The sequence below is a fragment of the Leisingera sp. M523 genome (assembly GCF_025141335.1).
Lineage (GTDB): Bacteria > Pseudomonadota > Alphaproteobacteria > Rhodobacterales > Rhodobacteraceae > Leisingera.
Map to the genome: position 1 here is coordinate 657551 of NZ_CP081036.1, position 22538 is coordinate 680088.

Here is a 22538-nt window from a genome sequence, read left to right on the forward strand (position 1 = left end):
TACGGGCGGCAACATGGGCAGCAGCATGAGCGGGCAGGAGTTCTTTCAGGCAGGCGAACGGGTCGGGGTGCTGACCACGCAACCCCTTGACCGGCTTTTGGATTACCGCGCCCCGGAGGGCGGCTGTTACTTAGGCGCCTATGTCGAGGTGCCGCTGGGGCCGCGCAAGGTTCTGGGCGTGGTCTGGGGGCCGGGTGCGGGCGATTTCGATTCGGCCAAACTGCGTGCGGTGATCCGGGTTCTGGATGTGGCCCCGATGCGGACCGAGATGCGCCAGTTTTTGGGCAAGGCCGCCGACTACACGCTGACGCCCATGCCCGCCATGCTGCGGCTGGCGACCCGGGCGCCGGGGCTGTCCGATCCGCCCTCAATGCGCAAGATCCTGCGCCGGGGCGAGGGCATGCCCGACCGGATGACCGAGGCCCGAACAAGGGTGCTGGAGGTGCTGGAGGAGTATGGCGGCCTCGCCTTCACCCCGCGCGAGCTGGCGGATATGGCCGATGTGACGCCCTCGGTGGTGAAAGGGCTGGTAAAGCAGGGCGCCCTGCGCGAGGAGGAGGCGCCGCGTGACACGCCTTATCCGCTGCTGGACCCGGAGCTGCCCGGCAAACAGCTGACCGAAGATCAGGCAAGTGCCGCCGCCGCTTTGGCCGAAGGCGTCCACAGCGGGCGCTACGGCACCACGCTGCTGAAGGGCGTCACCGGTTCCGGCAAGACCGAGGTATATTTGGAAGCGGTCGCCGCCGCCCTGCGCGCCGGGCGGCAGGCGCTGGTGCTGCTGCCGGAGATCGCGCTGACAGCCGAATTCCTGACCCGGGTGGAGGCGCGGTTCGGGGCCAATCCTGCCGAATGGCATTCCGGCGCCACCATGACCGAACGCCGCCGGGTGTGGAAAATGGTCGGGCAGGGGGCGGCGCAGCTGGTGATCGGCGCGCGTTCGGCCCTGTTCCTGCCGTTCCGTGACCTCGGCCTGATCATCGTCGATGAGGAGCACGATACATCCTACAAACAGGAAGACGGGGTGCTTTATAACGCCCGCGATATGGCGGTGCTGCGGGCGGCGATGTGCTCGGCGCAGGTGGTGCTGGCCTCCGCCACACCGAGCCTGGAAAGCTGGGTCAACGCCGAAGCCGGGAAATACAAACGCTTGGATCTGACGGCTCGCTTTGGTGCCGCGGTGCTGCCGGAGATGCGCAGCGTCGATATGCGGTCCGAGGATCTGCTGCCCTCCACCTGGATCTCGCCCACTCTGAAACAGGCGATGAAGCTGCGGATGGAACGGGGCGAACAGTCGCTCTTGTTCCTGAACCGCCGCGGCTTTGCGCCTGTCACCATCTGCCGCGCCTGCGGCGCCCAGGTGGCCTGCGATCATTGCGACGCGCGGATGGTGGAGCACCGTTTTATGAAGCGGCTGATGTGCCACCAGTGCGGCGAGACCAAGCCGGTGCCGGAGGCCTGCCCGTCCTGCGAGGTGGAGGGCAAGATGGCGCCTGTCGGCCCTGGCATTGAACGGCTGGCGGAGGAAGCCACTGCCCTGTTCCCCGAGGCCCGGATCGCGGTTCTCAGCTCCGACCTCTTCGGCTCCGCCCGTGCCCTGAAGAGCCGGATCGAGGAAATTGCGAAGGGGGAGGCGGACATAATCCTCGGCACCCAGCTGGTGGCTAAGGGACACAACTTCCCAATGTTGACACTCGTGGGGGTGATTGACGCCGACCTGGGCCTGCAAGGTTCTGACCTGCGTGCGGCCGAACGCACCTTTCAGCTGATGCGCCAGGTGGCGGGCCGGGCCGGGCGGGCAGAGCGGCCCGGCGAAGCATTGATGCAGACCTTTCAGCCTGAACATCCGGTGATCCGGGCAATCCTGTCGGGGGACGAGGAGAGCTTCTGGAAGGCCGAGGCTGCTGAGCGCCAGGCCGCCGGCGTGCCGCCTTACGGGCGGATGGCGGGCATCATTCTGTCGGGGCCGGACCTGGCAGCAGTCTTTGATCTGGGCAATGCGATGGCCCGCAACGACGGTCCGTTGCGCCAGATCGGTGCCCAGGTCTTCGGCCCGGCCCCAGCGCCCATCGCCCGCGTCCGCGGCCGCCACCGGGTACGGCTGCTGATCAAGGCGGCAAAGGGCGTGCCGTTGCAAGCGGCGATCGCCCGCTGGACCGCGCCCTTGCGTCTCAAAGGGGACTTGCGCCTGAGCATTGATATTGATCCTCAGAGTTTCTTTTGATGCCGGAATGAAGGGGGCTCTGCCCCCGGCCTGCGGCCTCCCCCGGGATACTTGGGGCCAGATGAATAACGGATCCCTTCTTCATCTGGCTGAAAATATCCCGGAGCGCGAGGCAGAGCCTAGCATCTATCGTTTGATCAAACCCGCAGGCTTTCGGCGTGATCTCTGGTCAGCATGCTGGTAGCGACCGCCCCGGCCCACATGCAGAACAGCGCGGCCCAGGCGGTGCCAGTGAAAATCGAACCGCCGGTGACGCCTGCTCCGATCGCGCAGCCGCCGGCCAGCATGCCGCCAAAGCCCATCAAAGCCGCGCCAATCATTGCCTTGCGCATGGTGGAGGGGCTGTCAAAAGCCTGCAACTTCATTTCTCCGGCCAGCGCAGCGGCCAGCATTGCGCCGATGAACACGCCGGGAACCAGGCCGATGTCAAACTCGAGAACCGCATTCCGGTCGAGGAAGAACATCAATGTGCGCGCTGATGGTCCGGTGAAGGTGGCGCTCTCGATTTGCACCGGATCAAAGCTGACCTGACTGAGCGCATAAGTCAGCGCCCACCCCAGCGCGACAGCAAACCCAACGCCGGAGGCAAAGACCAGTCTTGCCGCGCCGATCCGGTTGCGCTGCGCTAGCACCAGCGCCAGGGCGGCGGTGGCTAGGCCCAGTACCAGCCCGCCCGCCTTCGGCAGCCCAAGCGCGGCCAGGAGATCCAGATTGCGCCCGCCTTCGGTAATCCAGAGCCCGGCAAGCCAGTCCCGGGCAGGTGACAGCAGGCCGGACAGGCTGATCTGCGCGACGACGGCAAAGATCAGCCCCGACACAACCGAGCGCAGGTTGCCGGTGGCTGCCAGCACCAGTAGCCGCCCCGAGCAGCCGCGCGCCAGCACCATGCCGCCGCCGAACATCAGCCCGCCCAGGATGGCGCCGGACCAGCTGCCGGGCACCGCCATCATCCGGGCATCGGCGCTGTCCATCAGGTCAAGCATCTGCGCCGCCTGCACCCAGACAACCGCCGTGGAGAAGGTCAGCAGCCAAACCGCAACCTTGTCCCCCAGGCGGCCGCTGGCGAATTCCACCGTAGCTGCCCGCAGGCAGAAGCGCGATCTTTGCGCCGCCACCCCGAAGACAGCGCCGGTCAGAAGCCCGAACAACGCGGCGGCAGGGGCCTCGCCGATATGTTCAACCAGAGGAACCAGATCCATCACATATCTCCCATTCACGAATGGTAATATGTTTATGCGGCCACCTCTGCATTGATGCAGATCAGATGTGCATTGGCCGCTGCCCTCTCGCCAAATCCCGTTGGGGGGCGTAGATGCTGGTTATGTTCAAGCCCATGCCCCTGCTTGAGGCGCAAAGCCTCCCCTTCTGGCGCCGTCCAACGGTGCTGCTGTTTGTGATGGCGCTGGCGATGCCGATCGCCTTTAACGCCTGGAGCGCATTGCTCAACAATTTCGTAATCGAGGCAGCGCAATTCGACGGCGCCGATATTGGCCTGTTGCACACGGTGCGGGAGATCCCGGGTTTCCTGGCCGTCGGCGTGATTGCGGTGATCCTGTTTGTGCGCGAGCAGGTGCTGGGGCTGATTTCGCTTGCCTTGCTGGGAGTGGCCACGGCTGTCACCGCTTGGTTCCCGTCGCTGGGCGGGCTGCTGATGGTGACGCTGCTCAGCTCCATCGGCTTTCATTATTATGAGACGGTGAACCAGTCGCTGCAGCTGCAGTGGCTGTCCAAGGAGAAAGCGCCGCAGACGCTGGGATGGCTGGTGGCTGCGGGATCAGCGGCAACGCTGGTGGTCTATGGCCTCATCGTGCTGACCTGGGACCGGTTTGATCTGGCCTATAACACCGTGTTTCTGGCTGCAGGCGGGGCAACGGCGCTGATCGCCGTGTTTGCACTGTTTGCCTATCCGCAGTTTGATGCGCCGCACCCGCAGACCAAGAAGCTGATCCTGCGCAAACGCTACTGGTTGTACTACGCGCTGCAGTTCATGGCCGGCGCACGGCGGCAGATCTTTGTGGTTTTTGCAGGCTTCATGATGGTCGAAAAATTCGGCTTTGATGTGCATGAGCTGACCGGGCTTTACCTGATCAATCTGGTGATCAACATCGTCTTGGCGCCAATGCTGGGCAAGGCAGTGGCCATGTTCGGCGAACGGCGCACGCTGATCTTTGAATATGCCGGATTGGCAATTGTCTTTGCGGCCTATGGCGGGATCTACTGGTTCGGCTGGGGCGTGGCTGTTGCGGCGGTGCTCTACGTGATCGACCATGTGCTGTTTGCCTTGGCGCTGGCGCTGAAAACCTATTTCCAGAAAATCGCCGATCCCGGGGATATTGCACCGACCGCAGCGGTGGCCTTTACCATTAACCATATTGCAGCGGTGTTTCTGCCGGTGCTGCTGGGTCTTTTGTGGGTATTGTCGCCCGGAATGGTCTTTGTCCTGGCGGCGGCCATGGCGCTGGTGTCGCTGTCCCTGTCGCTGCTGATCCCGCGCCATCCGGAACCTGGCAATGAGACCATCTTCAGCAAATACGCAAGCCCGGCGCCGGCGGAATAGTCCTGCAGCCCCGTGGCGCCAGCCGCGGGGCGGGCGCCCGCGCACACAGTGAGCGCGGGCGCTGCCTGGCCTGCGGCCAGGCCGGGGTGCTTGACGCGGGCGGCGCGGCGACCTAGGCGCTGGGCAACAGTTTCAGGAGAGACGCCATGCCCACATTCACTGCCCTCACCACGCTCACCGGAAAAACCCAGGCCGAAGCGCTGGGCGAAGCCATGGAACGCCTGACCCCGGAACCCAGCGGCGTGGGCGTCTTTGAGATGGAGGACGGCTCGGGCCTGTGGGAAGTGGGCGGCTACTTTACCGATGCTCCGGATGCAGCGGGCCTTGCCCTGCTGGCCTCGATGCATGAAGCCAAACCCTTTGTCGTTTCGGAACTGCCGGAAACCGACTGGGTCGCCCATGTGCGCCGCGAACTGGCGCCGGTCGAAGCGGGCCGCTTTTTTGTCTATGGCTCGCATGACGCGGACAAGCTGCCTGCGGACCGGATCCCGCTGCTGATCGAGGCGGCGATGGCCTTTGGCACCGGTCACCACGGCACCACGCTGGGCTGCCTCAAGGCGCTGGATCATCTGCTGGATCAGGGCTTTCATGGCGAAAAAGTGGCCGACATCGGCTGCGGCACCGCGGTGCTGGCAATGGCGGCAGCCCGGGTCTGGGACGGCACCATTCTGGCCAGTGATATCGACCAGGTTGCAGTTGAAGTCGCCGAAGCAAATCTTAAGGCCAATGGCATGGAAGGCCAGGTTGCCTGTGTGGAAGCCGCCGGTTTTGATCACCCGGATCTGCAGGCGCAGGCGCCGTTCGACCTCATCTTCGCCAATATTCTGAAGGGCCCTCTGGTGGCTTTGGCGCCGGATGTCGCTGCGAATCTGCGCCCCGGCGGCTATGCGATTCTCTCGGGCATCCTGAATGAGCAGGCCGAAGACGTGGTTAACGTTTATGCGCAGAACGGCATCAATCCCGAGCGCCGGGATGAAATTGGTGAATGGACAACGTTACTTCTCCGTAAAGCGGGCTGATTGACTTAACTTTGCGGCGAATTTGAATGGTTTGCCGCATTTTCGCCCCAATTCGAGCCAAAGATGGGCCATCCGCTGGTGGGGGCCAGTTCGGAGGCTCGTAATGGGCGAACATCGTGATCAGTTCCAGGCGCGTTTGAAGCATATCAACCGCAAACATGAAGCTCTGTCCGCGGGCTATTCCGCAAGGCTGCGGCCGGACGGGCTGCTGGTGGTAAAGCCGCAGCGGCTGCAATCCCGGATTTCAGGACGCTCGCTGATTTTCTTCGCGGCGGCGTTTTTGCTGTTCAAGGGCTTCCTGATGGCCGCGCTTGGCTTTGGCAGCTATGATGCGCGGGTGCAGACACTGGCCGGCGGCAGCGGCATTGAACGCGCGGGCGCCTTCCTGATGCAGGCAGACCCGGTATCAGTCTTCCTGGCCCGGAAAATCGGACCCGTTCTGCGCTGACAGCAATGCCAGCAAAGGACCAAAAGGCCGCTGGCAGGGGGAGCCGGCGGCCTTTTTGTTCGGCGCGGCCCTGCCGCGCAACCCGGCAACAAAAAACGCCGCGGCCCTGTAAGGTCCGCGGCGTTTCCCTAGTCGCCCCGAGGGAGGAGGCAGGGCGTTAAAAGGGTGTCTCAGAAAACAGTTTTGCCGGTTGCAACGGTCTCGATGTCGCCGCGCGACATGCCGATGTCGGCCAGCTCGCGGTCGGACAGGCCCGACAGGGCGTTGCGGGTTGCACGGGCGTCATTCCAGGCAGCAAACATGCCGGTTGCGGTTGCAACCAGTGCGCCGAAGCGGCCAAACAGGCCGGTGTAACCATAGGTGGTGCGGGTGGTGTCAAATGCGGCCATATCCGTGTCCTCTGATCTGGTATTGGCTTCGTCGCGATGTTGCGATGGCGGGCATCTAGTGAGGAAAATCCAACCCGGCAAGATCCGAAATTGCATGCGTCATATGCACGGTGCGCATAGCTTTGCGCCTTAGTAACAAGGGCGGTTTGCCTGCGCACTGCTTTTGCCGGGAAATGTCGTTCCGCCTATTGCGGAAGGTCGGTTTCAGGACAGGATTTGTCTCCTTGGCGGCGGGCAGCGCGTAGGGAAAGCAATTGGACATGTTCGCGTTTTGTGCTAATCGTTGGAAAAATAATTGCAAAGAGCAGACGGGGACCGGGCACATCATGCGGATTCTGGGAATTGATCCGGGGCTGCGCACCCTTGGATGGGGGGTCATCGAATCAAATGGCCCGCGGCTGAGCCATGTTGCCAACGGCCATTGCTGTTCGGATGGCGATGATCTGGGTGAGCGTCTGCTGTCGCTGCACAATCAGGTCACCGAGATCATTGAAGCCTATGCCCCGGATCAGGCCGCGATCGAACAGACCTTTGTGAACAAGGACGGTGCCGGCACCCTGAAACTGGGCCAGGCGCGCGGCGTGGCGCTGCTGACGCTCGCCAAGGCTGGCTTGCCGGTGGGTGAATATGCCCCCAACCGGGTCAAAAAGACCGTGGTGGGCGTGGGGCACGCCGAAAAGGAGCAGGTCATGCATATGGTCAAACTGCAGCTGCCCGGCTGTGCGCCCAAAGGTGCCGATGCAGCGGATGCACTGGCGATTGCTATCTGCCATGCCTTTTACGGCGGTACGCAGCAGCGGCAGCTGAGGGAGAAACGCGCATGACCGGAGAATTGGCATGATTGGCAAGCTGACAGGACGGCTCGACTACCGGGCGCAGGACCATGTGCTGATCGACGTGCGCGGCGTCGGCTATATTGTCTATTGCTCCGACCGCACCATGGCGGCGCTGCCGGGCACGGGCGAGGCGGTCGCGCTTTATACCGAGATGGTGGTGCGCGAAGACCTGATGCAGCTTTATGGTTTCACCTCTTTGGTGGAGAAGGAATGGCACCGGCTGCTGACGTCGGTGCAGGGGGTGGGGGCCAAGGTCTCGCTGGCCATTCTTGGCGCACTGGGGCCGGATGGCGTGAGCCGTGCGATTGCTTTGGGCGATTGGGCCTCGGTTAAGGCGGCCAAGGGCGTCGGCCCCAAGACCGCGCAGCGCATCGTGCTGGACCTCAAGGACAAGGCGCCGGGTGTGATGGCCATGGGGGGCGCTGTGGCGGATGCGATGGACGGCCCCGGACTGGAGGTGGTCGAGGACGCCGGGCCGGCACCTGCTGCCAGGCCGGCCCGCAAGGCGCCGCCAAAGAAACCCACGGGTGCCGCTGCTGCCTCTGCCGGGGCGCTGTCGGCTTTGGGCAATCTGGGCTATGGTCCCTCGGACGCCGCTGCTGCGGTGGCCGAGGCTGCGGCCACCTATCCGGATGCGGATGAGGCCGAGCTGATCCGCGCGGCGCTGCGGCTGCTGGCGCCGAAGGGGTGAAGATGAAACACCAAGGGCAGCGCCCGACCCTGGGTGGGTGCGAAGCGCCCTCCCGTCAAACCAAAGGTTTGCCTTCGGCAAAACGGGAGGGCCGGGCGCTGCCCGGCCTTCAGCCGGGCGGGACATATCAGAGAGACCCGTACCATGATTGACGCCGACCCTGCCCTGCGCCCTGAGCCGCTGCCGGAAGACAGTGCTGCGGACAACGACCGCGCTCTGCGCCCGCAGGGGCTTGGCGAGTTCATCGGCCAGGCCGAAGCCCGCGCCAACCTGAAGGTCTTTATTGAATCCGCCCGCCGCCGCGGCGAGGCGATGGACCACACGCTGTTTCACGGCCCTCCCGGTCTTGGCAAGACCACTCTGGCCCAGATTATCGCCCGTGAACTGGGGGTGAATTTCCGCATGACCTCCGGCCCGGTTCTGGCCAAGGCCGGCGACCTGGCAGCGATCCTTACAAATCTTGAAGCCAGCGACGTGCTGTTCATCGACGAAATCCACCGGCTGAACCCGGCGGTGGAGGAAGTGCTTTATCCGGCGATGGAGGATTTCGAGCTGGATCTGGTGATCGGCGAAGGCCCCGCGGCGCGCACCGTGCGGATCGAGTTGCAGCCCTTTACCCTGGTCGGGGCCACCACCCGGATGGGCCTGCTGACCACACCGCTGCGCGACCGCTTCGGCATCCCGACCCGGCTGCAGTTCTATACCATTGACGAGCTGTTCGAGATTGTCCGCCGCAATGCCCGCAAGCTGGGTGCGCCTGCGGATGATGCTGGCGCCCGCGAGATCGCGCGGCGCGCCCGCGGCACCCCCAGGATCGCCGGCCGGCTCTTGCGCCGCGTTGTGGACTTTGCGGTTGTGGAGGGCGATGGCACGATCTCCCGCGAATTGGCCGATGGCGCGCTGACCCGGCTGGGGGTGGATCAGCTGGGGCTGGATGGCGCCGACCGGCGGTATCTGACCCTGCTGGCCGAGAATTACGGCGGCGGACCGGTGGGGATCGAGACAATCTCGGCCGCCTTGTCCGAGAGCCGCGACGCGCTGGAGGAGGTGATAGAGCCCTACCTTTTGCAGCAGGGCCTGATCCAGCGCACCCCGCGCGGGCGGATGCTGGCGCAAAAGGCCTGGACCCACCTGGGGATGGCGCCGCCGCGCTCCCGGAACGATCTGTTCGGGTAGGCAGCGGGAAAACCACTATAAGTTGTGTCAGCCTAGCTTTCCAAATGTTTCGCGCGCGAAACATTGTGTCAGGAGTGATGACCTATTCTGCTGATGCCGGGCGAGCCGGGTAGAGGCGCTGCTGCGATGCGCGGGCGGGGCGCCGCGCGGCCGCGCGGCGCTGCCTCCGGCGGGAGTATTTCCACCCAGAAAGAAGCTGTGCCGCATCCGCTTGCGATGATGCGGGATGCGCCGCGCCAGCGGTGCCCGGCCCAAGGCTGTTTGCGGCGGCCTGGCGCAGCCAGGGGGCCGGACAGGCGCGGGAGCCTCCCCCTTGCCGCCGCGCGGCACAGACGGCATAGACAGGGCAGGATCAAGGAGACGCATATGACCGCCCAGCTGCCAGACCTGACGCCCGAACAGATCGAAGCCCTGTTCACCCGCCAAGACGGCTCATACGCTTGTGCCCGCTGGGGCCGGCCGGTGGCGCCGATCGTCTTCGGGGTTCAGGACGAGACACTGAAAACCGTTAAGGGAGCGCTGGAAGCGGTGATGACGCTGGCAGGACATCAGATGGCCGAGACCGACCCTGAGCTGGGCTCGAATCTGATGTTCTTCTTTTTCCTGGACTGGGACGAACTGCTGGAAGTGCCTGATCTGGACCGGCTGATCCCCGGGCTTGCGCCGCTGGTGGCACGGCTGAAGGCGGCGGAGGCCAGCCAGTACCGGGCGTTCCGGTTTGACGATCAGGGCGGCATCAAGGCGGCGTTTGTGTTCCTGCGGATGCAGGGGGCGATGGCGCAGATGCCCGCCGAAACGCTGGCGCTCACCCAGGCGGTGCAGGTGGCGCTGATGTGGGGTGATGCGGCCTTTGCTGAAACCTCCCCCTTGGCGGTGCTGCCGGAGACCGGCGCCACCATTCTGCGCCCCGAAATTGCAGGGATCATAGCGGCAGCCTATGACCGGATGATGCCGGTGGCCGCGGACGACAAGTCCCACGCCCTGCGCTTGTTTGCACGGTTGCAAGCGCCGGCGGCGGGGCAACCGCAGTCCTGATGCGGTCTTTCGCGGGCTTGCCGCTGCCTGATGCAGCCCGGATTGCGCTGGAGCGTGTGCAGGAAGAGCTGCCCGCAGGGCGGCCGGTAGCTGCAGAGAATATGCATCTGACGCTGGCCTTTCTGGATGATCAGCCGGAACAGATGCTGCAAGCCCTGCATCAGGACCTCGCAGGCATCCGCGCGCCGGTTCTGACCCTCAGCATTCAGGGGCTGGAGACCTTTGGCGGCAGGCAGCCGCGGGTGCTGGCTGCGGTGGTGCAAAAGACACCGGAGCTAAGCCGCCTGCGGAACCAAGTGCGCAGTGCCTGTCAGGCGGCGGGAATTGCTTTGGCGCGGGAACGGTTCCGCCCGCATGTGACGCTGGCCCGGTTCCCGCGGTATCTGCAGCCGGGGCAGCTGGAGAAGATCGCCGGTTTCCTGCAAGCGGCGGCGGGGTTCCGGCTGCAGGCCGATGCGGACTGTTTTGCACTTTACCAGTCCACGCTGGCCCCCGAAGGCGCGCGCTATGATGTCCTGGCGGAATACCCGCTGGAGGGCTGAGGCGCTTGCAGCGGCCCGGCCCCAGCCATAGATTGCCCGCCAAACCACAGGAGCGCAGAGCATGATCCACGAATTCCCGGTGCGGGTCTACTACGAGGACACCGACATGGGCGGGATCGTCTATCACGCCAACTACCTGCGTTTTATTGAACGTGCGCGCAGCGACTGGGTGCGCGGCATTGGTGTCGATCAGAACGCCATGCGCGAGGCCGGGCGGATCTATGTTGTGCGCCGGATTGAGGCGGATTACCTGGCGCCCGCCAAATTCGACGAGGAACTGCTGGTCACTACCGCGCTGCACAATGTGACACCGGCCCGGATGGTGCTGATGCAAGAGGTCACGCGCGGCGGCCAGCCGCTGTTCCGGGCCCAGGTCACCATCGTCTGCATCACCACAGGCGGCCGGCCTGCGCGGCTTCCGGCAGAGATTCGCGCATTGCGGTAACATTTGGCGCAGTGGCGCCTGTTTTAATGGCCTTTGACATTGAACTGGGCTAGCCTTTGGCCAAATAAGGCCGGAGAAACGGCCGGGAAATCGTAGAGCAGGCGAATGGAAGCAGAAACTCTGGCGCTGGCGCAGGAGATTGATTTCTCCATGTGGGGCCTTTTCGCGCGGGCCACCGTAACCGTGAAACTGGTGATGCTGATGCTGATCGGGGCTTCGGTCTGGTCGTGGGGCATCATCGTTCAGAAGACCATCAACTACCGCAAGGCGCGCGGCGAGGCGGATGCCTTTGACCGGGCCTTCTGGTCCGGCAATCCGCTGGATGAGCTGTTCGACCAGGTCGGGGCAAGGCCGCCGGGTCAGGCGGCCCGGATCTTTTCCGCGGGCATGACTGAATGGCGGCGCAGCCACCGCAGCGACGGCGGGCTGATCCCTGGCGCGCAGGCACGCATCGACCGGTCGATGGATGTGGCCATCGCCAAGGAGACCGAAGGGCTGCAAAGCGGCTTGTCGATCCTGGCCACCGTCGGCTCCACCGCGCCGTTTGTGGGTCTGTTCGGTACTGTCTGGGGCATCATGACCGCCTTTATCGAGATTGCAGAACAGCAGAACACCAACCTTGCCGTGGTGGCGCCCGGCATTGCCGAGGCGCTGATGGCGACCGGGCTGGGTCTGCTGGCGGCAATTCCGGCGGTGGTTTTCTATAATAAGCTTAGCGCTGACAGCGATCGCATCATTGGCGGCTACGAGGGCTTTGCCGATGAGTTCGCCACCATCCTCAGCCGCCAGTTGGATTCCTGAGCTATGGGCGCCGCAGTCCAGCAGCCTTCAGGAGGCAGCAACCGCCGCCGCGGACGCCGCCGCGGACGCGGCAGGGTGATGTCGGAAATCAATGTCACGCCTTTTGTGGATGTGATGCTGGTGCTGCTGATTATCTTTATGGTGGCGGCACCGCTGATGACGGTCGGCGTGCCGGTAGAGCTGCCCAAGACCGCAGCGGGCGCCTTGCCCGGCGATGAGGAAGAGCCGCTGACCGTCACGATGACCGCCGAGGGCGGGGTGGAGATCCAGACCACGCCGGTTTCGCGCGATGAACTGGTGCCCAAGCTGCGGGCGATTGCGGCCGAGCGCAGCTCGGACCGGGTGTTCCTGCGGGCCGACGGACGCATCGCCTATGCGGAGGTCATGCAGGTGATGGGCGCGCTGAACGCAGGCGGGTTTTCCAATGTTGGGCTGGTGACGGACACCGGCGGCCCGGCCCTGGACGGGCAGCCGTCTGAGGGCGCAGGGCAATAAGCGGGGACGCGGGCGGTGCAGACCGGAACCAGGATCTCTCTTGCCGGACACGGGCTGTTGATGGGGTGGGTTGTCTTTGGCGCCTGGTTCCCCTCCGAACCGTTGCCGTCCCGGGTGCAGCAGGTGGCGCTGATATCGGCAGAGCAGTTTGAAAAGCTCAGCCAGCAGCGCCAGGCGCCGCAAGTTGCCCCTGAACCTGCACCGTTGAATGAACCGGCCGAAGTGCAGCCCGCACCGGAGCCCGCGCCGCAGCCGGACCCGGAACCTGAAACTGTCCAGCCCGAACCGGTCACGCCGCCGGCGCCGGATCCGCAGGTGACAGAGATCCCCGAGCCGCAGCCCGAGCCGGATGTGCCGGACACGCCGCCTGCAGCGGCTGAGGAGCCGGAGATAGCTGCACTGGTGCCGCAGGTGCGCCCTGAAACTGCGCCTCGCCCGGTGGAGCGTGTCGCGCCTGAGCCTGTTGCGCCGCCAGAACCGGACACCAGGGTTGACGATACTGCCCAGCCGGAAGTGGCACCGGAGGAGGGCGCCGAGACCGAGCAGGAGGTGCAGGAGGCCACCGCGCCCGAGGCCGCCAGCGACCGGATCGTGACCGAAGAAAACGAAGGCGAGGACGTTGCAGCCTCTGCTGCGCCAGAGGTCTCGGTGCGGCCCAGGACACGGCCGGCCCGGCCGCAGCCGCAACCGGAAGAGGCCGTGGAAGCAGCCCAGCCGACCGAGCAAGCGCAGCCGGAGCCGGAGACGGAGACGGCGGATACACCCTCCGCAGTGGAAGATGCCTTGGCGGAAGCCCTGGCAGGCGGCGCCGATGTCGAAGCGCCGGAACCATCCGGCCCGCCGCTGACACTGGGCGAAAAGGATGCCCTGCGGGTTGCGGTCTCGCAGTGCTGGAACGTGGGGTCGCTGTCGACGGACGCGCTGAACACCACGGTGGTGGTGACGGTGTCGCTGGCGCAGGACGGCAAGCCGGACAGCGGCAGCATCCGGATGCTGTCAAGCACTGGAGGGTCGTCATCGGCGGCACAACAGGCCTTTGGGGCCGCCCGGCGGGCAATAATCCGCTGCGGAGCCAAGGGGTTTCAGCTTCCCCCTGAAAAATACGCGCAATGGCGTGATATTGAGATGACATTCAATCCTGAAAGGATGCGGATCAAATGAGGAAAATTCTGGCAGCTCTGCTGATCGGGGCTTCGGCACTGGCCGGGGCGGGCGCCGTTGCGGCGCAGACCGGCCCGCTCCGCATCGAGATCGATCAGGGTGTGATTGAGCCGTTGCCCTATGCGGTGCCGGATTTTGTGCCCGAGACCCCTTCGGCTGCGGAGCATGCGGCGCAGATCGCGCGGGTGGTGGCGGAAGATCTCAGCGGTACCGGATTGTTCCGCGAAGTGCCCGCCAGCGCCCATATCTCCAAGGTGACCGGCTTTGACAATCCGGTGAAATATGCCGACTGGAAGGCGGTGAACGCGCAGGCGCTGATCACTGGTGCTGTCAGCGTCACCGGCAACCGGCTGACGGTGCGGTTCCGCGGCTATGACGTGTTTGCGGAAAAGGAACTGGAAAGCGCGCTGCAATTCTCCGGCACTACCGGCGGCTGGCGGCGGATGGCGCATAAGGTGGCTGATGCCATCTACAGCGAAATCACCGGCGAGAGCGGCTATTTCGACAGCCGGGTGGTCTATGTCTCCGAAAGCGGCCCCAAGAACGACCGCCGCAAACGGCTGGCGATCATGGATTACGACGGCGCCAATGTGCAGTATCTGACCAACAGTGCGTCTCTTGTGCTGGCACCGCGGTTCTCGCCCACTGGCGACCGGGTGCTGTACACCAGCTATGAAAGCGGCTTTCCGCAGATCCATGTGCTGGACGTCGGCCAAGTGCAGCGCAAGATCCTGTCCAGCGGCGACGGCATCATGAGCTTTGCGCCGCGGTTTGCGCCGGATGGGCGCACGGTGGTCTACTCGCAGACCCAGGGCGGCAACACCGATCTGTTCTCGATGGATATCGGGACCGGGGGCAAGACCCGGCTGACCTCGGCGCCCTCGATCGAGACGGCGCCGTCGTTTTCGCCGGACGGGTCGCAGGTTGTTTTTGAAAGCGACCGCTCCGGCAGCCAGCAGCTCTATGTGATGCCCGCAAGCGGTGGCGAGGCGCGCCGGATCAGCTTTGGCCAGGGGCGCTATGGCACCCCGGTGTGGTCGCCGCGCGGCGACATGATTGCCTTTACCAAACAGAACAAGGGCCGGTTCCATATCGGCGTGATGCGCACCGACGGCAGCGAGGAGCGCTTGCTGACCGCCTCGTTCCTGGACGAGGGGCCGACATGGGCGCCAAACGGCCGGGTGATCATGTTCACCCGTGAAAGCCAGGGCAGCACCGGGCGGGCGTTGCTCTATTCGGTGGACATTACAGGGCGCAATCTGAAGCCGGTAAGGACGCCGGACGGTGCCTCGGACCCGGCCTGGTCTCCGCTGCAGCAGTAAATGGGCCGTTAAGGCGGGGATACCCGCATAGTACCACCCCCGGGCTTATGCTAGTTTCGGGTTAAGAAACGCAAAGGGATAGGCAGACGATATGAGCGGTTTGAAATTGGCAATGGCGGCGGTGGCCGTGCTGGGGCTGACAGCCTGCAGCAGCAACCCATGGAACGACGATTTGAATGGCAGCGGGGCCGGGGCAGGCGGTGCAGGCGCCGGTGCAGGCGCGCTGGATCCGGCCAGCCCGGCCTATTTCCAGCAGACCGTAGGCGACCGGGTGCTGTTTGCAATCGACCAGTCCACCCTGTCGCCTGCGGCCCAGGCAACGCTGCAAGGCCAGTCGCAGTGGCTGGCCCGGAACGCCGATTATGTGGTCACCATCGAAGGCCACGCGGACGAGCAGGGCACCCGCGAATACAACCTTGGCCTGGGTGCGAAACGCGCCAATGCCGCCCGCGAATACCTGATGTCCCAAGGTGTCGCCGGCAGCCGCATCAAGGTGGTAAGCTTCGGCAAGGAACGCCCGCTGGAAATCTGTTCGGACGAGGTCTGCTATTCCAAGAACCGCCGCGCGGTGACGGTGCTGGCAGGCGGGTTGACGGGGTAACGCCATGAAATCTTTGCGCATTGCGCTTTTGGCCTCTGCCCTGCTGCTGCCGCTGCCGCTGGCGGCGCAGAATCAGCAGACCCTCGCCGATATCCGCCAGGAGCTGACCGTTCTGCATGTCGAGATTCAGCGGCTGAAGCGGGAACTGTCGACCACTGGCGCGCCCTCGGCGGATCTATCCGGCAATACCGTTCTGGACCGGGTCGGGGCGATTGAAAGCGAGCTGCAGCGGCTGACCCTGCAGACCGAGGAGATGAACCACCGGATCGACCGGATTGTCAGCGATGGCACCAACCGGATCGGCGATCTGGAATTCCGGCTGGTCGAGCTGGAAGGCGGCGATATCGGCGCCCTGGGCGAGACAACCACGCTGGGCGGCGGCGAGCTGCCGGTTGCCGGTGCAGGCGCCATTGAGGCGGAGGGCGCGGGCGGCCCGGCAGCAGGTGAGCTGGCAATCGGCGAGCAGGCCGATTTCGATGCCGCCGGAAAACTGCTGTCCGAGGGGCTTTACCAGGATGCGGCGGAGAAATTCGCGGCCTTCAATCAGGTCTACCCGGGCAGCCCGCTGGCGCCGGCCGCCGAATTCAGCCGCGGCAAGGCGCTGGATGGTCTCGGTGACACCCGCGAGGCCGCGCGGGCCTATCTGGCGGCGTTCTCCGGCAATTCCGCCGGGCCGGTGGCCCCCAAGGCGCTGTTTGAGCTGGGCGCGGCACTGGGCCGCCTTGGCCAGACCGATCAGGCCTGCGTGACGCTGACCGAGGTCGGCGTGCGCTTTCCGGGTGCGGCAGAAGAGGCCGGGGCCGCGGCGGAAATGGCCAAGCTGGGCTGTTCTTGACGGGCGCGCGGCAGAATATCCTGCCCCTGGTGCGGAGCCAGTTCCGCTCCGCCCTTCCTGACCGGCTGGGAATCGCTGTCTCGGGCGGCGGTGATTCTATGGCGCTGCTGCATCTGCTGCACGACTGTTTCGCCGGCGGCGAGGTCGTGTTGTTTGCCGCCACTGTTGATCACGGGCTGCGTCCGGAAGCAGCAGCAGAGGCCGAAGCCGCGGGGGCGGCAGCAGCCCGGCTTGGCATCAGCCATGAGGTGCTGCGCTGGGAAGACGGGCCGCAGAACGGCAATCTGCAGAATCAGGCCCGCGAGGCGCGCTATGATCTGCTGACCGGCTGGGCACGGCGCCACGGCATTCCGGTGCTGGCACTGGGCCACACCGCAGATGATCAGGCTGAAACGGTTCTGATGCGGATGGCGCGTGCCTCTGGTGTGACCGGGCTGTCGGGGATGGCAGAGCGGCGCACGCACAACGGCGTGACGCTGCTGCGGCCGCTGCTGGATGTAACCCGTTGCGAATTGCGGGACTATCTGGAAAGCTGCGGCATTGCATGGTCCGAAGACCCGAGCAACGAGGATACCAGATTCGAACGGGTCCGGGTGCGCCGGGCGCTGCAGGAACTGGCGCCGCTGGGCCTGACCCCTGCGGTTTTTGCCAAGATTGCCCGCAACATGGCCAAGGCCCGTGAAGCGCTGGACTGGTATGTGTTCCTGGCCGCCCGCGACTTGGCGCATGTGCAGGCGGGCGCTGTTGCCCTGTGTCAGCGCAAATTCCGCACTTTGCCCAGTGAAATCAGCCACCGGCTGCTGGTGCGCTCCATTCAGTGGATTTCCGGCACTGCTTACCCGCCGCGCCGTGTGCCGATGGAAAAAGCCGTTCTGGCGGCCCGCAACGGCGGATCGGCCACATTGGCGGGCTGCCGTCTGGTCACCACCAGCAAACAGATATGGATCTGCCGCGAATATAATTCCGTGCGCGGCGAGGTCTCTCTGCCCGGGCAGGCCTGGGACGGCAGGTGGAAGGTTTATGGCGGCGACGCAAAGGGTTGCGAGATTCGCGCGCTAGGCCAAAAGGGTCTGCAGCTATGCCCGGACTGGCGTGCTGCAGGGATGCCGGGCGCCGTGCTGCAGGCCACTCCTGCAGTGTGGCGGGGCGGGGAATTGGCGGCTGCACCAGCGGCTGGATTCGCCAATGGCTGGTCGGCGGAAACGGCAGGAACCGAAGAAGAGTTCTTTGCATCCCTTTTATCGCATTGAACCTGCTCGAATGATCCTTATTTTAAGCACAACGCAGGCGGCCCGTGTGGCGCGCCTATCTGATAGGGAGAACTTTCCTTGGGCAACGCTCGCAATATCGCCTTCTGGGTTGTTCTGTTTCTGCTGATTCTGGCGCTGTTCAATTTGTTCAGCGGTTCCGGCAGCACGATGCAGAGCCGTGAACGCACTTTCTCGGACTTCGTCAGCTCGGTTGAGACCGGCAAGGTCAGCACCGTCACTCTGGACGGGGAACAGGTGCGCTACACCACGACCGATGGGCAGAACTATGTCACCATCAAACCGGCCGATGCCGAAGTCACCGCACTTCTGATCGACAAGAACATTCCGGTGCGCGCCGAAAAACAGCAGCAGTCGGGCTTTCAGTCCTTCCTGATCACGCTGCTGCCTTTCATTCTGCTGATTGGCGTCTGGATCTATTTCATGAACCGGATGCAGGGCGGCGGCAAAGGCGGCGCCATGGGATTCGGCAAGTCCAAGGCCAAGATGCTGACCGAAAAGCATGGCCGGGTGACCTTTGACGATGTGGCCGGCATTGATGAAGCCAAGGAAGAGCTGGAAGAGATCGTCGAATTCCTGCGCAACCCGCAGAAATTTTCGCGCCTGGGCGGCAAGATCCCCAAGGGTGCGTTGCTGGTGGGCCCTCCGGGTACTGGTAAAACGCTGCTGGCGCGCGCGATTGCGGGCGAGGCGGGCGTGCCGTTCTTCACCATCTCTGGCTCCGACTTTGTCGAAATGTTCGTGGGCGTCGGTGCCTCCCGTGTGCGCGATATGTTCGAGCAGGCGAAGAAAAACGCGCCCTGCATTGTTTTCATCGACGAGATCGACGCCGTCGGCCGCCATCGTGGCGCCGGTTATGGCGGCGGCAATGATGAGCGTGAGCAGACGCTGAACCAGCTGCTGGTTGAGATGGATGGTTTTGAGGCCAACGAGGGCGTGATCATCCTGGCGGCGACCAACCGCAAGGACGTTCTGGATCCCGCACTTCTGCGTCCGGGCCGCTTTGACCGCAACGTGACCGTCGGCAACCCCGACATCAAAGGCCGCGAAAAGATCCTGGGTGTGCATGCCCGCAAGACGCCGCTTGGTCCCGACGTTGATCTGCGCATCATCGCCCGTGGTACGCCCGGTTTCTCGGGTGCGGATCTGGCCAACCTGGTCAATGAGGCGGCGCTGATGGCGGCCCGCGTCGGACGCCGCTTTGTCACCATGGAAGATTTCGAATCGGCCAAGGACAAGGTGATGATGGGAGCCGAGCGCCGCTCGATGGTGCTGACCCAGGATCAGAAGGAAAAGACCGCCTATCACGAAGCCGGCCATGCGGTTGTCGGCCATATACTGCCGGAATGCGATCCGGTTTATAAGGCGACAATCATTCCGCGCGGCGGCGCGCTGGGGATGGTGGTGTCCTTGCCCGAAATGGACCGGCTGAACTGGCACCGTGACGAATGCCAGCAAAAACTGGCCATGACGATGGCAGGCAAAGCGGCTGAAGTGATCAAATACGGCGAGGACCATGTGTCGAACGGTCCGGCCGGCGACATCCAGCAGGCCAGCCAATTGGCCCGCGCCATGGTGATGCGCTGGGGCATGTCCGACAAGGTCGGCAATATCGACTATGCCGAAGCGCATGAGGGCTATTCGGGCAACACTGCCGGCTTCTCGGTCTCCGCAAATACCAAGGAGATGATCGAGGAAGAGGTGAAGAGCTTCATCCAGGCCGGTTATGACCGCGCGTTCCAGATTCTGACAGACCATCATGAAGAGTGGGAACGTCTGGCGCAGGGACTCCTGGAATACGAGACGCTGACCGGTGAAGAGATCAAGCGCGTCATGAATGGCGAGCCGCCGCAAGCCGGCGATGACGAAGATGGCGGCGAGGATGAGGGCAATGCCTCGGTCACCGCAATCCCCAAGGCCAAGCCGAAAAAATCCCCGCCGGAAGGCGGCATGGAGCCTGAGCCGACGGCGTAAGGATCCTAACCTGAAAATGAAATGTCCCGGAAACCAGCTGCGGTTTCCGGGACATTTGTTTTTGGGACGAGTGGCGGGGGCCGCGGCGGGCAGCAAAGCTGCCCGCCGCGGCCCCCGCCCGGATCGGATCGCCATTGCGATCCGATCCTTTGGACGGCTGTGCGATTTCTTCATACGGAAACAAAGGGGTATCAGGCATTTTCGCGCTGGCAACCATTGTCAAAGCGTGTAGCCTTCGCCGGGATTGATCAAACTTCAGCAGGAGAAACAGGCAATGCCGGTATTGCGGGACAGCGGATTCAAAGGGGAAATCACCTGGCTGGGCATGGTTCCGGCTGGCGATAGTCTGCGGGCGGAACCGGTCGGCCAGTTGCAGCTTGGGTTTTCCGGCATTGCCGGTGAACGCCACGAGGGGGAGAACCGCGCCTCCTGCGTGCGGGTCCGCAATCTCTATCCTGAAGGCACCGAGATCCGCAATGTCCGCCAGTTGACGATCCTGTCCGAGGAAGAGCTGGCTGTGATTGCCGCGGACATGGGAATGGAGCGGGTCGACCCGGCCCATCTGGGCGCCACTATCATCCTGCGCGGCATCCCGGACTTTACCTTTGTGCCGCCTGGTTCCCGGCTGCAGGGACCGGACGGGGTGACCTTGACTGTCGATATGGAAAACCGGCCTTGCGTGCTGCCAGGGCGGGAGATTGAAAAAGATCACAGCGGATGTGGCGCCCGGTTCAAGCCTGCCGCAAAGAACCGCCGGGGAATCACGGCCTGGGTTGAACGGCCGGGAAGTGTGAACCTGGGCGGCGAATTCGCCCTCTTTGTGCCGGATCAACGCGTCTGGGCGCCATGAATCCCTTCCTTAAAGGGAAAGCGTTTCCTTTAAGGAACCTCTGCAGGGCCTGCGAAAGACCTCACGCCGCTTCGAGGCAGGATAATGTCGGAAATCACGCGCGTGTTTTGCCGCATATTGGCTAAGTCTATCGCGAAACCGGCATCTCTGTGCCGGCGATTGTATGCAAACTCAGCAGGAACCTTGCCATGAGCTACAAGAGTGACATCGAGATTGCGCGTGAAGCGCAGAAGAAGCCGATCCAGGAGATTGGTGCGAAGATCGGGATTTCCAGCGACGATCTGCTGCCCTACGGCCACGACAAGGCAAAGGTGTCCCAGTCGTTCATCAACTCGGTTCAGTCCAAGGAAGACGGCAAGCTGATCCTGGTGACCGCGATCAACCCGACACCGGCGGGCGAAGGCAAGACCACCACCACCGTGGGTCTGGGCGACGGCCTGAACCGGATCGGCAAGAACGCGATGATCTGTATCCGCGAGGCGTCCTTGGGTCCGAACTTCGGCATGAAGGGCGGCGCGGCAGGCGGCGGTTACGCGCAAGTGGTGCCGATGGAGGAAATGAACCTCCACTTCACCGGCGATTTCCACGCCATCACCTCGGCGCATTCGCTGCTGTCGGCGATGATCGACAACCACATCTACTGGGGCAATGAATGCGACATCGACACCCGCCGCGTCGCCTGGCGCCGGGTTGTGGACATGAACGACCGCGCCCTGCGCACCATCACCGCGTCCCTGGGCGGCGTCTCCAACGGTTTCCCGCGCGAAGCCGGTTTTGACATCACCGTGGCCTCCGAAGTGATGGCGATCCTGTGCCTCGCGAACGATCTGAAGGACCTGGAAAAGCGCCTGGGCGACATCATAGTGGCCTACCGCCGCGACAAGACCCCGGTCTACTGCCGTGACATCAAGGCCGAAGGCGCGATGACCGTGCTGCTGAAGGACGCGATGCAGCCGAACCTGGTGCAGACCCTGGAAAACAACCCGGCGTTTGTGCACGGCGGCCCGTTTGCCAACATCGCTCACGGCTGTAACTCGGTTATTGCAACCAAGACCGCGCTGAAAGTCGCCGACTATGTGGTGACCGAGGCAGGCTTTGGTGCGGATCTTGGTGCCGAGAAGTTCATGAACATCAAATGCCGCAAGGCAGGCATCGCACCGTCCGCGGTTGTGCTGGTTGCCACCGTGCGCGCGATGAAGATGAACGGCGGCGTCGCCAAGGCTGACCTGGGTGCTGAGAACGTCGAGGCTGTGAACAACGGCTGCGCCAACCTCGGCCGCCACATCGAGAACATCAAATCCTTTGGTGTGCCGGTTGTCGTCGCGATCAACCACTTTGTCACCGACACCGATGCCGAAGTGGACGCCGTCAAAGCCTACGCCGCCACCCATGGCGTCGAGGCGGTGCTGTCGCGCCACTGGGAGCTGGGCTCGGAAGGCTCCGCGCCGCTGGCCGAGAAAGTGGTTGAGATCGTCGATGCGGGCCAGGCCAACTTTGCGCCGATCTACCCGGACGAGATGTCGCTGTTCGACAAGATCGACACCATTGCCAAGCGCATCTACCGCGCCGACGAGGTGCTGGCCGACAACAAGATCCGCAACCAGCTGAAGGAATGGGAAGACGCAGGCTACGGCAATCTGCCGGTCTGCATGGCGAAAACCCAGTATTCCTTCTCGACCGACCCGTCGTTGCGCGGTGCGCCCACCGGCCATTCGGTGCCGGTGCGTGAGGTCCGCCTGTCGGCCGGTGCCGGCTTCATCGTGGCGGTCTGCGGCGAGATCATGACGATGCCGGGCCTGCCGCGCAAACCGGCCTCGGAAACCATCCGCCTGAATGACGACGGCCAGATCGAAGGCTTGTTCTAAACGGCGA

Annotated in this window: 22 protein-coding genes; 20 read left to right on the plus strand and 2 right to left on the minus strand. The window is 64.0% G+C overall.

The genetic code is table 11. The annotated features are described in order from the left end of the window. Positions 1 to 25: 25 nt before the first annotated feature. Positions 26 to 2221 carry a primosomal protein N' gene (locus K3557_RS03115; protein ID WP_259997601.1) on the plus strand — a complete coding sequence of 732 codons (2196 nt, stop codon included), beginning with the start codon at positions 26 to 28 and terminating at the stop codon, positions 2219 to 2221. 137 nt (positions 2222 to 2358) lie between these two features. Here the strand turns inward: K3557_RS03115 and K3557_RS03120 are convergent, their stop codons facing one another. Further along, entirely contained in the window at positions 2359 to 3420 is a 1062-nt protein-coding gene (locus tag K3557_RS03120; protein ID WP_259997602.1) for a YeeE/YedE family protein, read from the minus strand. A gap of 122 nt (positions 3421 to 3542) precedes the next feature. Between K3557_RS03120 and K3557_RS03125 the strand changes: the two genes are divergently transcribed. The 3 genes from K3557_RS03125 (at position 3543) to K3557_RS03135 (ending at position 6245) form a co-directional block, all read left to right on the plus strand. Continuing rightward, positions 3543 to 4778, plus strand: coding sequence for an MFS transporter (locus K3557_RS03125; protein WP_259999533.1), 1236 nt, complete (start codon positions 3543 to 3545; stop codon positions 4776 to 4778). 146 nt (positions 4779 to 4924) lie between these two features. Next, positions 4925 to 5797, plus strand: a complete 873-nt coding sequence (locus K3557_RS03130; protein WP_129371760.1) for a 50S ribosomal protein L11 methyltransferase — start codon at positions 4925 to 4927, stop codon at positions 5795 to 5797. Positions 5798 to 5900: 103 nt separating this feature from the next. Next, complete coding sequence (locus K3557_RS03135) at positions 5901 to 6245, plus strand: hypothetical protein (RefSeq protein WP_259997603.1); 345 nt, start codon at positions 5901 to 5903, stop codon at positions 6243 to 6245. A 170-nt stretch (positions 6246 to 6415) separates the two neighbouring features. Here the strand turns inward: K3557_RS03135 and K3557_RS03140 are convergent, their stop codons facing one another. Then, a complete protein-coding gene (locus K3557_RS03140; RefSeq protein ID WP_259997604.1) occupies positions 6416 to 6634 on the minus strand; it encodes a DUF1127 domain-containing protein in 219 nt (72 codons plus the stop codon). Between the two features lie 326 nt (positions 6635 to 6960). Between K3557_RS03140 and ruvC the strand changes: the two genes are divergently transcribed. The 16 genes from ruvC to K3557_RS03220 all read left to right on the plus strand — a co-directional run bounded on the left by ruvC (position 6961) and on the right by K3557_RS03220 (position 22531). Then, positions 6961 to 7458, plus strand: a complete 498-nt coding sequence (ruvC, locus tag K3557_RS03145) for a crossover junction endodeoxyribonuclease RuvC (RefSeq protein ID WP_259997605.1) — start codon at positions 6961 to 6963, stop codon at positions 7456 to 7458. 13 nt (positions 7459 to 7471) lie between these two features. Then, positions 7472 to 8161, plus strand: coding sequence for a Holliday junction branch migration protein RuvA (gene ruvA, locus K3557_RS03150; RefSeq protein ID WP_259997606.1), 690 nt, complete (start codon positions 7472 to 7474; stop codon positions 8159 to 8161). 144 nt (positions 8162 to 8305) lie between these two features. Beyond that, complete coding sequence (ruvB, locus tag K3557_RS03155; protein WP_259997607.1) at positions 8306 to 9337, plus strand: Holliday junction branch migration DNA helicase RuvB; 1032 nt, start codon at positions 8306 to 8308, stop codon at positions 9335 to 9337. A 366-nt stretch (positions 9338 to 9703) separates the two neighbouring features. Continuing rightward, the gene (locus tag K3557_RS03160) at positions 9704 to 10372 is read left to right on the plus strand and encodes a hypothetical protein (RefSeq protein ID WP_259997609.1); all 669 of its coding nucleotides are present in this window, start codon (positions 9704 to 9706) and stop codon (positions 10370 to 10372) included. After that, positions 10372 to 10914 (plus strand): RNA 2',3'-cyclic phosphodiesterase, encoded by a 543-nt coding sequence (gene thpR, locus K3557_RS03165; protein WP_259997611.1) that lies wholly within the window; start codon positions 10372 to 10374, stop codon positions 10912 to 10914. Before K3557_RS03160 ends, thpR begins: the two co-directional genes overlap by 1 nt. Positions 10915 to 10975: 61 nt before the next feature. Beyond that, on the plus strand, positions 10976 to 11359 hold the full coding sequence (gene ybgC / locus K3557_RS03170) for a tol-pal system-associated acyl-CoA thioesterase (RefSeq protein WP_259986699.1): 384 nt from the start codon (positions 10976 to 10978) through the stop codon (positions 11357 to 11359). A 105-nt stretch (positions 11360 to 11464) separates the two neighbouring features. Next, complete coding sequence (gene tolQ, locus K3557_RS03175; RefSeq protein ID WP_259986698.1) at positions 11465 to 12160, plus strand: protein TolQ; 696 nt, start codon at positions 11465 to 11467, stop codon at positions 12158 to 12160. 3 nt (positions 12161 to 12163) lie between these two features. Then, positions 12164 to 12655, plus strand: a complete 492-nt coding sequence (tolR, locus tag K3557_RS03180) for a protein TolR (RefSeq protein WP_259997612.1) — start codon at positions 12164 to 12166, stop codon at positions 12653 to 12655. 15 nt (positions 12656 to 12670) lie between these two features. Then, on the plus strand, positions 12671 to 13816 hold the full coding sequence (locus K3557_RS03185) for an energy transducer TonB (protein WP_259997614.1): 1146 nt from the start codon (positions 12671 to 12673) through the stop codon (positions 13814 to 13816). Continuing rightward, complete coding sequence (tolB, locus tag K3557_RS03190; protein ID WP_259997615.1) at positions 13813 to 15138, plus strand: Tol-Pal system beta propeller repeat protein TolB; 1326 nt, start codon at positions 13813 to 13815, stop codon at positions 15136 to 15138. Before K3557_RS03185 ends, tolB begins: the two co-directional genes overlap by 4 nt. Before the next feature lie 91 nt (positions 15139 to 15229). After that, the gene (gene pal, locus K3557_RS03195) at positions 15230 to 15739 is read left to right on the plus strand and encodes a peptidoglycan-associated lipoprotein Pal (RefSeq protein WP_259997616.1); all 510 of its coding nucleotides are present in this window, start codon (positions 15230 to 15232) and stop codon (positions 15737 to 15739) included. A 4-nt stretch (positions 15740 to 15743) separates the two neighbouring features. Then, entirely contained in the window at positions 15744 to 16574 is an 831-nt protein-coding gene (gene ybgF / locus K3557_RS03200; RefSeq protein WP_259997617.1) for a tol-pal system protein YbgF, read from the plus strand. Between the two features lie 98 nt (positions 16575 to 16672). Next, positions 16673 to 17824 (plus strand): tRNA lysidine(34) synthetase TilS, encoded by a 1152-nt coding sequence (tilS, locus tag K3557_RS03205; protein ID WP_259997618.1) that lies wholly within the window; start codon positions 16673 to 16675, stop codon positions 17822 to 17824. Positions 17825 to 17902: 78 nt separating this feature from the next. Then, positions 17903 to 19816, plus strand: a complete 1914-nt coding sequence (gene ftsH, locus K3557_RS03210) for an ATP-dependent zinc metalloprotease FtsH (protein ID WP_259986693.1) — start codon at positions 17903 to 17905, stop codon at positions 19814 to 19816. 274 nt (positions 19817 to 20090) lie between these two features. Beyond that, complete coding sequence (locus tag K3557_RS03215) at positions 20091 to 20666, plus strand: MOSC domain-containing protein (RefSeq protein WP_259997619.1); 576 nt, start codon at positions 20091 to 20093, stop codon at positions 20664 to 20666. Positions 20667 to 20854: 188 nt separating this feature from the next. Next, positions 20855 to 22531: a formate--tetrahydrofolate ligase gene (locus tag K3557_RS03220; RefSeq protein WP_259997620.1), complete on the plus strand. Its 1677-nt coding sequence runs from the start codon at positions 20855 to 20857 to the stop codon at positions 22529 to 22531. Positions 22532 to 22538 lie beyond the last annotated feature (7 nt).

Excerpts from the sequence above, each read along its gene's own strand:
- K3557_RS03115 (WP_259997601.1), top strand. The coding sequence starts at position 26 with ATGAGCGGGCAGGAGTTCTTTCAGGCAGGCGAACGGGTCGGGGTGCTG.
- K3557_RS03120 (WP_259997602.1), bottom strand. The coding sequence starts at position 3,420 with ATGGATCTGGTTCCTCTGGTTGAACATATCGGCGAGGCCCCTGCCGCC.
- K3557_RS03125 (WP_259999533.1), top strand. The coding sequence starts at position 3,543 with ATGTTCAAGCCCATGCCCCTGCTTGAGGCGCAAAGCCTCCCCTTCTGG.
- K3557_RS03130 (WP_129371760.1), top strand. The coding sequence starts at position 4,925 with ATGCCCACATTCACTGCCCTCACCACGCTCACCGGAAAAACCCAGGCC.
- K3557_RS03135 (WP_259997603.1), top strand. The coding sequence starts at position 5,901 with ATGGGCGAACATCGTGATCAGTTCCAGGCGCGTTTGAAGCATATCAAC.
- K3557_RS03140 (WP_259997604.1), bottom strand. The coding sequence starts at position 6,634 with ATGGCCGCATTTGACACCACCCGCACCACCTATGGTTACACCGGCCTG.
- ruvC (WP_259997605.1), top strand. The coding sequence starts at position 6,961 with ATGCGGATTCTGGGAATTGATCCGGGGCTGCGCACCCTTGGATGGGGG.
- ruvA (WP_259997606.1), top strand. The coding sequence starts at position 7,472 with ATGATTGGCAAGCTGACAGGACGGCTCGACTACCGGGCGCAGGACCAT.
- ruvB (WP_259997607.1), top strand. The coding sequence starts at position 8,306 with ATGATTGACGCCGACCCTGCCCTGCGCCCTGAGCCGCTGCCGGAAGAC.
- K3557_RS03160 (WP_259997609.1), top strand. The coding sequence starts at position 9,704 with ATGACCGCCCAGCTGCCAGACCTGACGCCCGAACAGATCGAAGCCCTG.
- thpR (WP_259997611.1), top strand. The coding sequence starts at position 10,372 with ATGCGGTCTTTCGCGGGCTTGCCGCTGCCTGATGCAGCCCGGATTGCG.
- ybgC (WP_259986699.1), top strand. The coding sequence starts at position 10,976 with ATGATCCACGAATTCCCGGTGCGGGTCTACTACGAGGACACCGACATG.
- tolQ (WP_259986698.1), top strand. The coding sequence starts at position 11,465 with ATGGAAGCAGAAACTCTGGCGCTGGCGCAGGAGATTGATTTCTCCATG.
- tolR (WP_259997612.1), top strand. The coding sequence starts at position 12,164 with ATGGGCGCCGCAGTCCAGCAGCCTTCAGGAGGCAGCAACCGCCGCCGC.
- tolB (WP_259997615.1), top strand. The coding sequence starts at position 13,813 with ATGAGGAAAATTCTGGCAGCTCTGCTGATCGGGGCTTCGGCACTGGCC.
- pal (WP_259997616.1), top strand. The coding sequence starts at position 15,230 with ATGAGCGGTTTGAAATTGGCAATGGCGGCGGTGGCCGTGCTGGGGCTG.
- ybgF (WP_259997617.1), top strand. The coding sequence starts at position 15,744 with ATGAAATCTTTGCGCATTGCGCTTTTGGCCTCTGCCCTGCTGCTGCCG.
- tilS (WP_259997618.1), top strand. The coding sequence starts at position 16,673 with ATGGCGCTGCTGCATCTGCTGCACGACTGTTTCGCCGGCGGCGAGGTC.
- K3557_RS03215 (WP_259997619.1), top strand. The coding sequence starts at position 20,091 with ATGCCGGTATTGCGGGACAGCGGATTCAAAGGGGAAATCACCTGGCTG.
- K3557_RS03220 (WP_259997620.1), top strand. The coding sequence starts at position 20,855 with ATGAGCTACAAGAGTGACATCGAGATTGCGCGTGAAGCGCAGAAGAAG.